Source organism: Gluconobacter roseus (assembly GCF_046058915.1).
GTDB lineage: Bacteria > Pseudomonadota > Alphaproteobacteria > Acetobacterales > Acetobacteraceae > Gluconobacter > Gluconobacter roseus_A.
The window spans coordinates 1,045,720-1,060,759 of record NZ_CP175538.1; the positions used below are offsets into that span (position 1 = coordinate 1,045,720).

Sequence of the window (15,040 nt, forward strand, 5' to 3'; positions counted from 1 at the left end):
GTCATGGTGCGCCCGGACGCCGAACCGTGTTCAGAGCCTTTCAGGGCGCGGAATTGTCCTGCTCCAGCGAGGAGAGCAGATCCACCTGGCTCGCCGGCGGCGTCAGGCCGAGATGACGCCATCCCGCCTCACCCAGCATCCGCCCGCGGGCCGTTCTCAGAACCAGCCCTTCCTGGATCAGGTAGGGCTCGATCACGTCTTCCAGCGTATCGCGCGCTTCGGCAAGCCCCGCCGCCAGCGTTTCCACACCGACCGGCCCACCATGATGATGCTCGGCAATCCGCTTGAGATAGCGCCGGTCCATCGCATCCAGCCCGCGCTCATCGACCTCAAGCCGCCCCAGAGCCGCATCCGCCAGCGCCCGGTCCACGACCGCATGCTTCGACACGAGCGCAAAATCCCGCACCCGGCGCAGCAGACGCCCCGCAATACGCGGCGTCCCGCGGGACCGTCGGGCGATTTCTTCCGCCCCGTCATCCGTCAGGCGCATCCCAAGCTTCAGAGCCCCGCGCGAGACAATCGCCCGCAGTTCCTCCGGCGTATAGAACACCAACCGCAGCGGAATCCCGAACCGGTCCCGCAGAGGCGTCGCCAGCAGACCGGCCCGCGTGGTCGCAGCCACAAGCGTAAAGGGCGCCAGATCGATGCGCACGGACCGCGCAGCCGGCCCCTCGCCGATGATCAGATCAAGCTGGAAGTCCTCCATCGCCGGATAGAGCACTTCCTCGATCGCCGGCTGGAGGCGGTGGATTTCGTCAATGAACAGTACGTCACGCGGCTGGAGATTTGTCAGAATTGCCGCCAGATCGCCTGCACGCTGAATGACCGGCCCGGACGTCGCCCGAAATCCCACACCCAGTTCACGCGCCACGATCTGCGCCAGCGTCGTCTTGCCCAGACCCGGAGGCCCGTGCAGCAGGACATGATCCAGCGCTTCATTCCGAGCCCGGGCGGCCTCAATGAAGATCGCCAGATTTTCACGGCTGGCCTTCTGACCCGTAAAATCCGCAAGCGTTTCAGGCCGCAGACTGCCCTCGCCCATATCCTCGGGCTGACGGGCCGGATCGGTTTCGCGGTAATCGTCGCTCATCGCGCGAGATCCTTCAGGCTCAGCCGGATCGCCAGATCAAGCGTCGCATTCTCGTTCTCGGCCAGCACCTTGCTCAGAACAGGCCAGGCCTCGGCCCGACGGAACCCAAGCCCCGCCAGCGCCAGCAGCGCATCGTTCTCGACACTTGGTCCCGAGACGATCCCCGGTGCAGATACGGTCCCGCCCCCGCCCGGCATTTTCGCGACCTTGTTGCGCAGCTCGCTCAGGATCCGGTCCGCCAGACGCGGCCCGACACCGGCCGCCCGGGTCAGCGAGCCCTTGTCCCCGGCATTGATCGCCAGCAGAAGCTCACCGGGACTGTTCGCCGACAGGATCGCCAGCGCCACTTTCGCGCCCACGCCCTGAACGGTCGTCAGCAGCCGGAACCAGTCGCGCTCATCCGTCGTCGCAAAACCGAAAAGCTGGATCGCATCCTCGCGCACGATCGTCTCGATCAACACGCGCGCCACCGAAGGCGGCTGCGGCAGCGCGGCCAGCGTGCGGGTGGAGGCCGAAACCACATATCCCACACCGTTGACGTCCACGATGCAGCGCTCGCCCTCGATCTGCCCCACAAGTCCGGTCAGCTGCCCGATCATGCCATGCGCTTTCCGGCCACGACATGCGCGGCACTTGCCCGGTGATGGGCATGACAGATCGCAACCGCCAGCGCATCGGACGCATCGGCCTTGCGGATCTCCGCCCCCGGCAGAAGCCGCTTCACCATCATCGTCACCTGTTCCTTGGTCGCAGACCCGGTCCCGACCACGGATTTCTTGACCGTCATCGCCCCGTATTCCGCAACCGGCAGCCCTTCATAGGCGGGCGTCAGCAGAGCCACCCCACGCGCATAGCCGAGCTTGAGCGTCGAAGAGCCGTTGCGGTTGACGTAAGTCTCCTCGACAGCCGCTTCGGCCGGAGCATATTCACGGATCAGCTTCTTGAGAGCGCCATGCAACTCGCACAGACGCAGCGGCACGGATTCGGACCCATCGGTCCCGATCACACCCGAAGCCACATGCTTCAGGTGATTGCCGTTCACGTCGATGATGCCCCAGCCCATGAAACGCAGGCCGGGGTCAATGCCCATCAGACGGATCAAGCAGCCAGCGCCTCAGCCACGTCGTCAGGAATATCGAAGTTCGCATAGACGGCCTGGATGTCGTCGCTGTCTTCCAGCACGTCGATCAGCTTCATGACCGAACGCGCCTTGTCCTCGTCCAGCGTCACGCTGTTTTCCGGACGCCAGTCGAGCTTGGACGACTGCGCCTCACCAAAATGGCTCTCAAGCGCATCCCGCGCGGCGAAGAAGTTCTCCATCGCGCAGGTCACTTCGTGGCCTTCTTCGGTCGTCTCGGCATTGTCCGCACCGGCTTCGATCGCGGCTTCCAGCATTTCGTCTTCGGAGGCCACATCCAGCGGATAGCTGATCACGCCCAGACGCTGGAACATGAAGGACACCGAGTTCGTCTCACCCAGCGACCCGCCATGCTTGGAAAACGCCGCGCGGACTTCACCCGCCGTCCGGTTACGGTTGTCCGTCAAACCTTCGACGATCAGCGCAACACCGGCCGGGCCATAGCCCTCGTAACGGACTTCCACATAGTCGTCGCCACCCGCAGCACCGGACGCCTTCTTGATGGCGCGCTCGACATTGTCCTTGGGCATGTTGACTTCACGCGCCATGGAAATCGCGGCACGCAGACGCGGGTTGGACGCCGGGTCAGGCAGACCCGAGCGCGTCGCAACCGTGATCTCACGCAGGACCTTGGCGAACTGTTTGGCGCGCTTGGCGTCCTGCGCACCCTTGCGGTGCATGATGTTCTTGAACTGTGAATGACCGGCCATCGGTCGCTCCTTCCTCTATCGTCGTGTCAGAGGCTCAGGCGAGCCTGCCATGACAGTGTTTGAACTTCAGACCCGATCCGCACGGGCAAAGGGCATTGCGGGGCGTTTCCGCATACCAGCGCTGAAGCGTCGCCGCATCAGGCTCCGCCCCTGTCGGGACGGGCTGCGGACGCGGCGGCATCGGAGCAGCGGACGGGAAACCCGCCATCGGCTGCGGCGCCGGAATGTCGCCCCCCGTCGTTCCCTGCGCGAACAGTCCCGCAGGCTCCTCGGACGGACCGGACGTCTCGGTGTTGATAACCGGGAACGGCGGCGGCTCGGACACGGCCTGGATGCGGCACATCGTCTCCGTCACGCGGATGCGCATGTCATCCAGCATCGCCGTGAACATCTGGAAGGCTTCCTGCTTGTACTCGTTCAGCGGATCACGCTGACCATAAGCCCGCAGACCAATACCCTGACGCAGCTGGTCCAGCCCGTGCAGATGTTCTTTCCACACTGCATCGAACGTCGTCAGCACGACCTGCTTCTCGATCAGCCGCATCAGCTCGGGCCCCATATTGGCCGTCCGTGCTGCCTGCGCCTTGGCGGCTTCCGCCTCGATCCGCTCGATCACGCTCTCGGAATCCATCCCGTCTTCCTTGGCCCAGCCCGCAATCGGCAGATCCAGGTTCAGGATGCGGGAGACTTCTTTGGTCAGTCCTTCCGTATCCCAGGCCTCGGCAAAGGATTTTTCAGGAATATGCGCATGCACCAGATCCTCGATCGTGTGCTCGCGCAGCTCAGCGATCACACCCGACAGGTCGTCCGTCGCCATGTATTCCCGGCGCTGGGCATACACCTCCTTGCGCTGGTCATTCATGACGTCGTCATATTTGAGCGTGTTCTTGCGCATGTCGAAGTTGCGCGCCTCGACCCGCTTCTGCGCCTTTTCCAGAGCCTTGTTCAGCCAGGGATGAACAATCGCTTCACCTTCCTTGAGCCCCATCTTCTGCATCATCGCGCCCATACGGTCGCTGGCGAAAATGCGGATCAGATCGTCTTCAAGCGACAGGAAGAACCGCGAATTGCCCGGATCACCCTGACGTCCCGAACGCCCACGCAGCTGGTTGTCCACACGGCGGCTTTCATGCCGCTCGGTGCCGATCACATACAGACCGCCAGCCTTGTGAACTTCCTCGTGATGCTCTTCGACAATCGCGCGGATGTTCTGCTCAACGGATTCACGCTGCGCCTCGTCCTCGACGCCTTCGGTGCTGGCCTTGACCAGCATCTCGATATTGCCGCCAAGTTTGATGTCCGTTCCGCGACCCGCCATGTTCGTGGCGATCGTAATAGCCCCCGGCGCACCCGCCTGCGCCACGATGATCGCTTCCTTCTCATGCTGGCGCGCATTCAGGACGTTATGCGGAATGCCGCGCTGCGTGAGGATATGCGAGAGATATTCGCTCTTCTCGATCGACGTCGTACCCACGAGAATGGGCTGGCCGGTCTTGTGAATGTCCCGGATCAGATCAGCCACGGCGTTAAATTTCTCGGCCGCCGTCAGATAGACCTCGTCGTCCGTATCGATCCGCTTGACCGGCAGGTTCGTCGGAATTTCCACCACGTCGAGATGATAGATTTCCGCGAATTCATCAGCCTCGGTCATGGCCGTACCGGTCATGCCGGACAGCTTCGGATAGAGACGGAAATAGTTCTGGAACGTGATGGAGGCGAGCGTCTGGTTTTCCTGCTGGATCTCCACATGCTCCTTGGCTTCCAGCGCCTGATGCAGACCATCCGAATACCGGCGCCCATCCATCATACGGCCCGTGAACTCGTCGATGATGACGACCTTGCCATCCCGCACGATGTAATCCACGTCCCGCGTGAACAGCGTATGAGCCCGCAGGGACTGCTGGACGTGATGAACGACGGCGACGTTATGAATGTCGTACAGGCCGCCTTCCTGAAGCACGCCGGCTTCAGCCAGAAGCGCCTCAATCCGATCGGAGCCATGCTCGGTCAGCGTGACCGAGCGCAGCTTCTCGTCCTTGTCGTAGACATCCGGCTCCTGCACGAGCTTTACGACCACATCATCGACAGAGCGATACAGGTCGGAGCTGTCATCCGCGGGGCCGGAAATAATGAGCGGGGTCCGCGCCTCGTCGATCAGGATGCTGTCCACCTCATCCACGATCGCGTGGTTGAACGGACGCTGCACCATGTCGGCGAGCGAATATTTCATGTTGTCGCGCAGGTAATCGAAGCCGAACTCGTTGTTCGTGCCGTAGGTGATGTCCGCGGCATAAGCTTCACGACGTTCCCCGTCCGACAGGTTCGGGACGATCACACCGGTCGTCAGCCCGAGGAAGCTGTAGAGGATGGACATCTCTTCCGCGTCACGCCGCGCAAGATAGTCATTCACCGTAACGACATGCACACCCTTGCCGCTCAGCGCATTCAGATAGACCGCCAGCGTCGCGACAAGGGTCTTGCCCTCACCGGTCCGCATTTCCGCGATCCGCCCGGCATGAAGAACCATGCCGCCGATCAACTGCACATCAAAATGACGCTTGCCCAGAACCCGGCGCGATGCCTCGCGGCAGACCGCGAAAGCTTCCGGCAGCATACCGTCGAGGGTTTCGCCCTTTTCCAGCCGCTCCTTGAACTCGGTCGTCTTGTGCCGGAGCTGCTCGTCAGACAGGGCCTGGACCGCAGGCTCCAGTGCATTGATCTCGGGCACACGGCGCTGATACGCCTTGAGCGTGCGATCGTTGGCAGAACCGAAAAGGGCGCGGGCGAGGCGTGCGAACATGCTGAACCTTGAGATGCCGAAAACCCGAAGCGCCAGCTCTTTCCACCACCGGAAAGACCCGCCACACCGGGCCGTCAGGATTTTCACGTCTGCTGGAGATAGGACCCGGGCCGCGAAGGGTCAATGGAGAGCCCGTCGCGAACTCCGATGAAATGTCCTCATTGTCATCGTGGTGTCACATCCATGCCCCGCTTTCCGACCTGGGCCGCCCTGCGTGACGGAATGGTAACGGACCGCACCCTTGCAGGGCGGACCAGCCTTTGTCATGGTGCAGGCCATCCTTATTTTCAGGTCACATCCGAGGTAGTTCCCACATGCGGCTTTCCCGCTCCACTTTCGCTCTTGCCGCCCTTCTGGCCGGTACGTCGGTTGCAGCATCCACGGCTTTCGCCGCTCCGGCTGCAGCCCCTGCGGCTCCTGTCGCAGCAGCTCCCGGTGCAGCCGCTCCGGCCGCCGCTCCCAACCCGGACATGCTGATCGCCACCGTCAACGGTGCGAAGATCACCCTCGGTGACGTGCAGCGCGCAGCCGGCAACCTGCCGCCGCAGGCCCGCCAGATCCAGCCATCCGTCCTGGTCCCCCTGATCGTCAACCAGCTCGTTGACCAGAAGGCCGTGCAGATCGCTGCCGACAAGGAAGGCCTGAGCCGCAAGCCGGAAGTGAAGGCTGCCATGGACGCCGCCGCCGCAAACGCCCTGCAGAACGCCTATCTCGAAGAGAGGGTCGGCCCGCTGGTTACCAATTCCGCAATGCATGACTTCTACCAGTCGCATTACGCGAACAAGAAGCCGGAAGAAGAGATCCACGCCCGCCACATCCTCGTGGACAGCGAAGCACAGGCCAAGGACATCATTGCCCAGCTCGGCAAGGGCGCTGATTTCGGCAAGCTTGCTGCCCAGCTGTCCAAGGACAAGGGTTCCGCCGGTGCGAACGGTGGCGATCTCGGCTGGTTCAAGAAGGAAGACATGCTGCCGGCTTTCTCCGCAGCCGCTTTCGCCATGAAGCCGAACACGATCTCCCAGACCCCGGTTCACACCCAGTATGGCTGGCACGTGATCCAGGTCCTCGCGACCCGTACGGCCCCGATCCCGACCTTCGATCAGGTCCACGACCAGGTCCGTCAGGAGCTGATCCGCGACAAGGTGCGTGACATCGTTCAGAACGCTGAGTCCCAGGTGAAGGTCGTTCACTACGACGCACAGGGCAAGGCCATCCCGAATGCAGCTCCGGCTGCCGCACCTGCAAAGAAGTAAGTCCATGGCAAAGCCGCTCCCCGTCTCTCCGCTCGCTCGTCCGCTTCCGGAGCTTGCAACGATTGCGGGCGTGCGGCTTTCCGCCGTTGCCGCGGGCATCCGCTATCAGGGCCGCACGGACCTGATGCTGGCGGAGTTCGTCCCCGGCACGATTGCCGCAGGCGTCTATACAAAGAACGCCTGCCCGGGCGCCCCGGTGCTGTGGTGCCGCGAGGCGCTGACAACGCCCTATGCCTGCGCCCTGCTCGTCAATGCAGGCAACGCGAACGTCTTTACCGGCCGCGCCGGAATGCAGGCCTGCGAAGACTGCGCGGATGCCACCGCACAGCTTCTTGACTGCCCCCCGCAGGATGTCTTTCTCGCTTCCACGGGCGTGATTGGCGAAAAACTGCCCCAGGACCGGATCATCGCCGCCCTCCCCGCCGCAAAGGCCGGGCTGAGCGAAGATGGCTGGGCCAATGCAGCCTGCGCCATCATGACAACGGACACCTTCCCCAAGGCCGCTCGCCGTGATGTGAAGATCGGCGGCAAGCCGGTCCGCATTCAGGGCATCGCCAAGGGATCGGGCATGGTCGCTCCGGATATGGCCACGATGCTGGCCTATGTCGCAACGGACGCGAAGCTGCCCCAGAACGTCCTGCAGTCCCTGCTGACCTCCGGCTGCACCCAGAGTTTCAATTCCATCACCGTCGATTCGGACACGTCCACTTCGGACATGTTGATGATTTTCGCGACCGGTCTGGCTGACAATCCCGAGATCGACGACGTTAACGACCCCGCTCTCGCCGAGTTTACCCTGGCGCTGAACGATCTCCTGCTGGAGCTCGCGCTGATGGTGGTCCGTGATGGCGAGGGTGCAACAAAGCTTGTCCGCATCGCCGTGACAGGTGCTAAATCCAATTTCTCGGCACACCGCATCGCCCTGTGCATCGCCAACTCCCCGCTCGTCAAAACCGCGATCGCAGGCGAGGACGCCAACTGGGGCCGCGTGGTCATGGCGGTTGGCAAAAGCGGCGAGCCCGCAGACCGCGACCGCCTTTCCGTCGCCATTGGCGGCACATGGATCGCGAAAGATGGCGGTGTCGTCGAAAATTACGACGAAGCTCCCGTAGTCGCACACATGAAAGGTCAGGAGATCGAAATTGCCGTCGATCTCGGCCTGGGTGACGGACAGGCCCGTGTCTGGACCTGCGATCTGACGCATGGCTACATCGACATCAACGGCTCCTATCGCAGCTAACCGTCCCAACACGTCACCGAGAGCGGGGCTTGTGCGTCCCCGCCTCTGCCGTTAGCAGAACTACGGTGCCGTTTCGCACTTGATATGAGGAAAAAGTCCATGTCTGCTGCAGCTCGCGTGCTTGTTCTTGGCGGTGGCGTTGGAGGGCTCGAAGCTGCCGCCGCGCTGGGCCGTCACCAGAACATTTCCCTGACCCTCGTTGACCGCAGCCCCGTCCATTACTGGAAGCCGTCCCTTCATGAGTTCGCTGCAGGAACCATGCAGCATCAGGGCAACTGCATTCCCTTTACCGATACAGCCGCCAAATTCGGCTTCACTTTCGTCCAGTCCAGCCCGGTCGCCGTCAATCGCGAAGCCAAGACCGTCTCGCTCGAGAACGGTAAGACGCTCCCCTACGATTACCTTGTGGTCGCTCTGGGCTCCCGCGCGAATGATTTCGGTATTCCGGGCATTGTCGATCACTGCATGTTCATCGACAGCCTCAAGGATGCCGATGCACTGTTCGCCACATTCCGCGACGCCGTGCAGAAAGCCCGTGCCGCTGGCCAGAAGCTGTCCGTTGGCATCGTCGGTGGCGGCGCAACCGGCGTTCAGCTGATTGCCGAGCTGTGCAAGTCGATTGATGACGCCCGCGGTCTGGGCCCGGCCGTCCGCAAGTCCCTGCTGGATGCCGTCCTCATCGAAACCGGCCCCCGCATCCTCCCCGCCTTCCCCGAAGCAGTCTCGACGGCTGCGACACAGCAACTCGAAAAGCTCGGCGTTTCGGTACGGACCAGCGCCATGGTGGTCGGCGCGGACGAGACCGGTTTCAACCTCAAATCCGGCGAACACATTCCCGCCAGCCTCCGCGTCTGGGCCGCTGGTGTGCGTGCTTCCGATGCCACAAACCTTCTCGAGGGTCTGGAGCGTGGACGCTCCGGCCAGCTTGGCGTCACCACAACACTTCAGACCACGCAGGACCCGACCGTTTTCGCCATCGGCGACTGCTCCCGGATCGACGCCGCCCCGATCGCCCCCACGGCACAGGCTGCGCGTCAGCAGGGACAGTATATCGGCCGCGCCCTGCCGGAAATTATCGCTGGCAAGACGCCTGCCCCGTTCACCTATAACGACCGCGGCGCTGTTGTGGCCCTTGGCGACTACAATGGCTGGGGCATGCTGGACGCCAAGCGCAGCTTCGGTGGCGGTGTTCTGTCCGGTCTGGCTGCGCGCCTGATCCATGAAGGCCTGTATCGCCAGCATCTCGCGGGCATTCTTGGCGTGGCACCCACAGCCTACAGCACGCTCCGCGAACATCTTTCGCCGGTCAAACCCGATCTGGGTGCCTGAAATCCGTTTCAGAGCCTTGCCAAAAGGGAAATAAGGGACGCAGCATCACCGGATCCTGCGCCCTCTGGTTCGAGAACTCATGAGCCCTACCGATCTCCCCCTCCCCTTTGACAGGGTTCTGACCGGCATCGAAGACACGCTGCTGGAAAAGGGTTTTTCTTTTCTTGAGGCCGACGTCACGCGTCCCCTCCTGGAACATGAAGGCCTGACCGACTGGCAGGGCTTTGCCGAGAGCTGGAACCATCTGGGTCTTGACCGCTACATGGCGGATGGCGGCCGCTATCGCCGGCGCCGTTATGCGACCTTCGCTGTCTCGGCCGACACCATTACCCGCAAGAAACACCAGCCCCATTATCAGAGCCGGGATTACAACCTGCTCAATGGCGGCGTCGAGCGCTGGTTCCCGGCCGTCACTGACTCCATTGCGACACACCCGGCCATGACAGCCGCAATCCGCACGATCAGCCAGATCGCGGATTCCCTGACGCCGCCCAAGGAAAAGCCACCGGTCTGGCATGTGGAAGTCCATCAGTTCCGCATCGAGGCCCGGCCCGACACTGAAGGCCGCCCCACGCCGGAAGGCCTGCATCGCGACGGTGTGGACTGGGTTCTCGTGCTGATGGTCGCCCGCCACAACGTGGAACAGGGCGTCACCACGATCCATGACATGCGCAAGGAACCGCTCGGTTCCTTCACGCTGACCAACCCGCTCGATGCCGCGATCGTGGACGATCACCGCGTCTATCACGGCGTCACTGCCGTCCAGCCCGTCGATCCGTCACAGCCGGCCTATCGGGACGTGCTGGTGGTGACGCTCCGTCACGAATGACACCCGAAGCTTCACAGATGTTCTTCTTCAATTTCGTGTTATGACAGGTCTCATGTCGATCCAGCAGATTCTTTCCCGCCCCGTGGCGGTTCTGGCCCTGTCCTTCATGCTCCCCGGAGCCCTGTCCTGTGCTGATGCCGCGACAGGCAAGACCCGCCATCACACGCGGCATACGGCGCAGTCGGCCAATGCTGGTGCGGCCCCCGTCATCCTCACGGCCCATCCGGGCACGAAGCTGGATGAAGACGCCCGCAAACTGAACGAAGACGATCTTCAGGACGCGGCCAAGCACCATGACCAGCCGGTCGTGCTCGTCGGCTCCGCCCCGCTGTCCTCAGGCAAGAATGATGAAGCCCTGTTCGTACAGCTCCAGTCCGCACGCCTCTGCGGTTCCGCAGGCTGCACGACCTCCGTCTATCTGAAGCACAACGACACCTGGAACACGGTCCTGGACTCCGTGAACGGCGATATTTCCGTCCTGCCCACGCGTCATAAGGGCATGCATGACCTGCTGGTCAGCCCGAACGACCGCTGGGTCTGGAACGGCAAGGAATATCAGGACACGCTCAGCGCACCGCCGATGCCCAAATAACCACTGATTTTTCAGGAAAGTCTGGAGCGGGCGAGGGGAATCGAACCCCCGTATGCAGCTTGGGAAGCTGCCGTTCTACCATTGAACTACGCCCGCTAACGGCCCTGAGCATAACCGCTCTGCGATCCCTTCGCAATCCGCCTTCAAGGTGTTGACGCAAAACCGAAATAAGGCTCATAGTCCTGCCCGTCAGAAACGTCATGGCGTGCCTGACCCTCGTGATTTGAGCGGCCGGCTTGCGGCGAGGCTAAAGAACTGCGCTAAAGAGGCCCTGCGTCGTTATCGAACGATTTCCAGGACTTCCACGGCCCGCCACATGCGCCCTGCACAAACAGGGCGTTTTATGGAGGGACACATCATGTCTTCAGAAAACTGGCGCACAGCCACCCGTCTCCTGCACGAAGCCCCAAACCGCACCGAGTTCGGCGAAACGTCCGAGGCACTCTTCCTGACCTCCGGCTTCGTCTATGACAGCGCCGAACAGGCCGCCGCCACCTTCACGGGCGACGTCCAGCACTTCCAGTATTCCCGCTTCGGTAACCCGACCGTGGACACGCTTCAGGAACGCCTCGCCCTTCTCGAAGGTGCCGAAGCCTGCGTCGCCACCGCCACCGGCATGGGCGCCGTCTCCTCAGCCATCCTGTCATCTGTGAAGGCTGGCGACCGCGTCGTTGCCTCCCGCGCCATTTTTGGTTCGTGCTACTGGATCGTAACTAACCTCCTGCCCCGCTACGGCATCGAAACCGAACTGGTGGACGGCACGGATTACGACGCCTGGGAGCGCGCGCTGTCCAAGCCGACAGCCGCCGTGCTGATCGAAAGCCCGTCCAACCCGATGCTCGACGTCCTCGACATCGCCCGCGTGGCCGAACTGACGCACAAGGCCGGCGGTCTGCTGATCGTGGACAACGTCTTCGCCACCCCGCTCGGCCAGTCTCCGCTCAAGCTTGGCGCGGATGTGATCGTCTATTCCTGTACGAAACATATCGATGGTCAGGGTCGCGTCCTTGGCGGTGCGGTGCTCGGCTCCAGCAAGTGGATCAACGAGACGCTCCAGCCCTTCACCCGCAACACCGGCAACGCCCTGTCACCGTTCAATGCCTGGGTCCTGCTCAAGGGCCTGGAAACGCTGCAGCTCCGCACCGACGCCATGGCCCGCAATGCCGCCGCTGTAGCCGACGCACTGGCCGAGCTGCCGAGAATTGTTCAGGTCCGCTATCCGGGCCGCGCCGATCATCCGCAGCATGAGCTGGCGAGCAAGCAGATGAGCAATGGCGGCTCCATAGTCGCGTTCGTGGTGGACAAGGGCCGTGAGGGCGCGTTCGCCTTCATGAACGCCTTCAAAATTATCGCGATTTCCAACAATCTCGGCGACGCCCGCAGCCTGGCCACCCACCCGGCTACGACCACGCATATGCGCGTCAGCGAGGAGGAACGCGCCCGTCTCGGCATCACCGATGGCGCCATCCGCCTCTCCGTCGGTCTGGAAGATCCGGCAGACCTGATCGACGATCTCAAGCGCGGTGCGGCGGCTGTCGCGGCCCTCGGATAAGTTTTCCTGACAAATGCCCGGGATGGCTTTACAATGGCGTCATGCCTGACAAGTCATCCCACCCCCATCTGCACGCCGATCCCGAGACGGCACTCGCCGAAGCCATGGAAAGCGCACCCCGCTTCAGCGAAACCACGGACGACGTGACGGTCACGGTCCGGACCTTCTGGCTGGACGACCAGTCCCATCCCGAAGACCATCAATACGCCTGGGCCTATCACATCAGCATCGAGAACGAGCGGAAAGACACGTTCCAGCTTCTCTCGCGCTCTTGGGAAATCGTGGACGGGCTTGGACGCAAGGAACATGTTCACGGCGATGGTGTCGTCGGTGAACAGCCCGTGATCGCGCCTAACGAACAGTTCGACTACACATCCGGCGCCATGCTCACGACGCCGACCGGCTTCATGCGCGGCACCTACCACATGGTCGAGCCACGCTCGGGCCATCGCTTTGACGTCAGCATCCCGGTCTTCAGCCTCGACAGCCCCCACGACAGCACACTGGTGCATTGACCGGGCGTGGGCGGGCCACACGGACAGGCAGTAGAACAGTCACACAAGCTTGACGTTCCCGCCTTCCCGGCCCATTCCTCCCCCATGCGTATCGCTGCCCTTCTTCTTGCTGCCGGTCGTGGCCGGCGCTTTGACGCCTCCTCGCAGAGCGGGGAAAATTCTTCCAAGCAGTTCCGGATGCTGCGGGGCAAACCCGTCATCCGCCGCGCTGCCGAAGCCCTCCTGCCGCATGTGGACGTGCTCCTGCCGGTCGGGGACGATCCCCTGCTGGCCGACAGCCTCGAAGGACTGGACATCCTGCCCCCTGTCAGCGGTGGCGCGGAACGCCATGACAGCGTGCGCAACGGCCTCGAAGCCCTTGCCAAACTGCCTGAACCGCCCGACTTGGTGCTGGTCCATGACGGCGCCCGTCCCTGCGTCCCGGCCGAGGTGGTGCAGAACGTCATCAACGCCCTGAAAACCCATGAGGGCGTGATCCCGGCCGTGGCCGTCATCGACACGATCAAGAAGGCCAAAGACGGCATCATCGTCGATACCGTTCCGCGGGACGGGCTGTGGCGCGCCCAGACTCCGCAGGGTTTCCGCGTCGGCACCCTGCTCGAACTTCACCGCACCCATCGTGACGCCCGCACCGATGATGCCGCCCTGCTTGAACAGGCTGGCCATCCGGTCGCGATCGTCGAAGGGTCGGAAGACAATATCAAACTGACTGTTGCGGAGGACCTGATGCGTCTTGAAGGTGTGATTGACCGGAACCTGCTGCCCCGCGTCGGACTGGGCTATGACGTCCATGCCTTCGAGGAAGGCCGCAAGCTGATCCTGTGCGGCATCGAGGTGCCCCATACGAAAGGCCTCGCCGGACATTCCGACGCCGATGTCGGCATCCACACGCTGTGCGACGCCATCTACGGCGCACTGGCCGAGGGCGATATCGGCCGCCATTTCCCGCCTTCCGACAATGAATGGAAGGACATGGATTCGGCCCGCTTCCTGGTCCATGCCGGCGAACGCATCCGCGAGCGCGGCGGCTTCCTCGTGAACGCCGACGTCACGCTGATCTGCGAGCGTCCCAAGATCGGTCCGCACGCCGAAGCCATGCGCAACCGCCTCGCCGATCTTCTCAAGGTCAGCGTCAGCCGCATCTCGGTCAAGGCCACCACCTCCGAGCGTCTGGGCTTCACGGGCCGCGAAGAAGGGATTGCCGCCACCGCCACAGTGAGCATTATGGTTCCGGATACCGGAGAAGCCTGACCTTCATTTCACTGCCCAAACACGGAGCACCGCCATGAGGATCCGCCATCTGCCCGTCTGTTGCGTCACAGCCCTACTGCTGGTCCAGCCGGCACTGGCGGCGCCGGTCTGCTCCGGCAAAACGACGCCAGAAATCCAGTCCTGCTTCAACTCCCGCCTGACCCAGGCCGAGGCGCAACTGAAGCGATACACGGAAGCGGCACTGCGGCGGATGCAGGGTCCGGGCACCGCAGCCCGGACACAGGCGGACTTCCACAAAGCTGAATCAGCCTGGTGGGCTTTCCGTGACGCAGAGTGCAAGGCGGTATCAGACCGCTGGTCAGACGTGACGATCAGGACATCCATGGAACTGTCCTGTCGCCTGAAACTCACGGAAGAGCGGACCTACGAACTCTGGCAGAACTGGCTGACCTCTCCGGACCGGGCCACCCCGATCCTTCCCGAACCCGCAATCAGCCCTCACAACTGAACATTCCAGCTCTGAAGACACAAAAAAAGCCCGGCACTCCCAAAGGAGGCCGGGCTTTTTTCATCTGATGATGCCGAGGCTCAGCCGTGAATGGCGCAGACCACCACGATCAGCGGTGTTGCAGCCAGAAAGAGCCATGCTCCGATGGAGCAGGTCTTCACAACACGGGTACCCATGTGACGCAGCAGGGGCTTACGAACGGATACGGACATATCTTCCTCGAATCTGACAGTGTTCGACAGATCCGGAGATAGCGCCCGATCCCCGGCCGG

At 62.7% G+C, this 15,040-nt stretch carries 15 protein-coding genes, 1 tRNA gene and 1 riboswitch; of the genes, 9 read left to right on the forward strand and 7 right to left on the reverse strand.

Features of this window, described 5'->3' with window-relative positions; genetic code table 11:
• Positions 1-40 precede the first annotated feature (40 nt).
• Genes ruvB through secA form a run of 5 tightly spaced genes read right to left on the reverse strand, consistent with a single transcriptional unit; the run spans position 41 to position 5,738 of the window.
• Entirely contained in the window at positions 41-1,090 is a 1,050-nt protein-coding gene (gene ruvB / locus ACJ2A4_RS04880; RefSeq protein WP_408873840.1) for a Holliday junction branch migration DNA helicase RuvB, read from the reverse strand.
• Positions 1,087-1,689, reverse strand: coding sequence for a Holliday junction branch migration protein RuvA (gene ruvA / locus ACJ2A4_RS04885; protein ID WP_077802342.1), 603 nt, complete (start codon positions 1,687-1,689; stop codon positions 1,087-1,089). The genes ruvB and ruvA overlap by 4 nt, the downstream gene beginning before the upstream one ends.
• Positions 1,686-2,192 (reverse strand): crossover junction endodeoxyribonuclease RuvC, encoded by a 507-nt coding sequence (gene ruvC / locus ACJ2A4_RS04890; RefSeq protein ID WP_062507447.1) that lies wholly within the window; start codon positions 2,190-2,192, stop codon positions 1,686-1,688. The genes ruvA and ruvC overlap by 4 nt, the downstream gene beginning before the upstream one ends.
• A complete protein-coding gene (locus ACJ2A4_RS04895; RefSeq protein ID WP_408873841.1) occupies positions 2,189-2,938 on the reverse strand; it encodes a YebC/PmpR family DNA-binding transcriptional regulator in 750 nt (249 codons plus the stop codon). Before ACJ2A4_RS04895 ends, ruvC begins: the two co-directional genes overlap by 4 nt.
• Before the next feature lie 34 nt (positions 2,939-2,972).
• On the reverse strand, positions 2,973-5,738 hold the full coding sequence (gene secA, locus ACJ2A4_RS04900; RefSeq protein WP_408874101.1) for a preprotein translocase subunit SecA: 2,766 nt from the start codon (positions 5,736-5,738) through the stop codon (positions 2,973-2,975).
• A 314-nt stretch (positions 5,739-6,052) separates the two neighbouring features.
• Between secA and ACJ2A4_RS04905 the strand changes: the two genes are divergently transcribed.
• The 5 genes from ACJ2A4_RS04905 to ACJ2A4_RS04925 all read left to right on the forward strand — a co-directional run bounded on the left by ACJ2A4_RS04905 (position 6,053) and on the right by ACJ2A4_RS04925 (position 10,981).
• Positions 6,053-6,991 (forward strand): peptidylprolyl isomerase, encoded by a 939-nt coding sequence (locus ACJ2A4_RS04905; RefSeq protein ID WP_408873842.1) that lies wholly within the window; start codon positions 6,053-6,055, stop codon positions 6,989-6,991.
• Between the two features lie 4 nt (positions 6,992-6,995).
• Positions 6,996-8,231: a bifunctional glutamate N-acetyltransferase/amino-acid acetyltransferase ArgJ gene (gene argJ / locus ACJ2A4_RS04910; RefSeq protein ID WP_408873843.1), complete on the forward strand. Its 1,236-nt coding sequence runs from the start codon at positions 6,996-6,998 to the stop codon at positions 8,229-8,231.
• Positions 8,232-8,330: 99 nt separating this feature from the next.
• Positions 8,331-9,560 (forward strand): NAD(P)/FAD-dependent oxidoreductase, encoded by a 1,230-nt coding sequence (locus tag ACJ2A4_RS04915; RefSeq protein ID WP_408873844.1) that lies wholly within the window; start codon positions 8,331-8,333, stop codon positions 9,558-9,560.
• 79 nt (positions 9,561-9,639) lie between these two features.
• On the forward strand, positions 9,640-10,389 hold the full coding sequence (locus ACJ2A4_RS04920) for a 2OG-Fe dioxygenase family protein (RefSeq protein ID WP_408873845.1): 750 nt from the start codon (positions 9,640-9,642) through the stop codon (positions 10,387-10,389).
• 52 nt (positions 10,390-10,441) lie between these two features.
• The gene (locus tag ACJ2A4_RS04925; protein ID WP_408873846.1) at positions 10,442-10,981 is read left to right on the forward strand and encodes a hypothetical protein; all 540 of its coding nucleotides are present in this window, start codon (positions 10,442-10,444) and stop codon (positions 10,979-10,981) included.
• A gap of 22 nt (positions 10,982-11,003) precedes the next feature.
• On the opposite strand, the gene ACJ2A4_RS04930 is transcribed toward ACJ2A4_RS04925, so the two are convergent.
• Positions 11,004-11,077, reverse strand: a tRNA-Gly gene (locus tag ACJ2A4_RS04930).
• Positions 11,078-11,186: 109 nt separating this feature from the next.
• Positions 11,187-11,266, forward strand: a riboswitch (SAM riboswitch).
• 73 nt (positions 11,267-11,339) lie between these two features.
• On the opposite strand from ACJ2A4_RS04930, the gene metZ reads away from it, so the two are divergent.
• The 4 genes from metZ (at position 11,340) to ACJ2A4_RS04950 (ending at position 14,768) form a co-directional block, all read left to right on the forward strand.
• Positions 11,340-12,533 (forward strand): O-succinylhomoserine sulfhydrylase, encoded by a 1,194-nt coding sequence (gene metZ / locus ACJ2A4_RS04935; RefSeq protein ID WP_408873847.1) that lies wholly within the window; start codon positions 11,340-11,342, stop codon positions 12,531-12,533.
• A 41-nt stretch (positions 12,534-12,574) separates the two neighbouring features.
• Complete coding sequence (apaG, locus tag ACJ2A4_RS04940; RefSeq protein ID WP_011253193.1) at positions 12,575-13,048, forward strand: Co2+/Mg2+ efflux protein ApaG; 474 nt, start codon at positions 12,575-12,577, stop codon at positions 13,046-13,048.
• Positions 13,049-13,132: 84 nt separating this feature from the next.
• Entirely contained in the window at positions 13,133-14,299 is a 1,167-nt protein-coding gene (locus tag ACJ2A4_RS04945; RefSeq protein WP_408873848.1) for a bifunctional 2-C-methyl-D-erythritol 4-phosphate cytidylyltransferase/2-C-methyl-D-erythritol 2,4-cyclodiphosphate synthase, read from the forward strand.
• Between the two features lie 34 nt (positions 14,300-14,333).
• Complete coding sequence (locus ACJ2A4_RS04950) at positions 14,334-14,768, forward strand: lysozyme inhibitor LprI family protein (RefSeq protein WP_408873849.1); 435 nt, start codon at positions 14,334-14,336, stop codon at positions 14,766-14,768.
• Positions 14,769-14,848: 80 nt separating this feature from the next.
• Here ACJ2A4_RS04950 and ACJ2A4_RS04955 read toward each other — a convergent pair whose 3' ends face one another.
• A complete protein-coding gene (locus ACJ2A4_RS04955) occupies positions 14,849-14,980 on the reverse strand; it encodes a hypothetical protein (protein ID WP_265589045.1) in 132 nt (43 codons plus the stop codon).
• Positions 14,981-15,040: the final 60 nt, after the last annotated feature.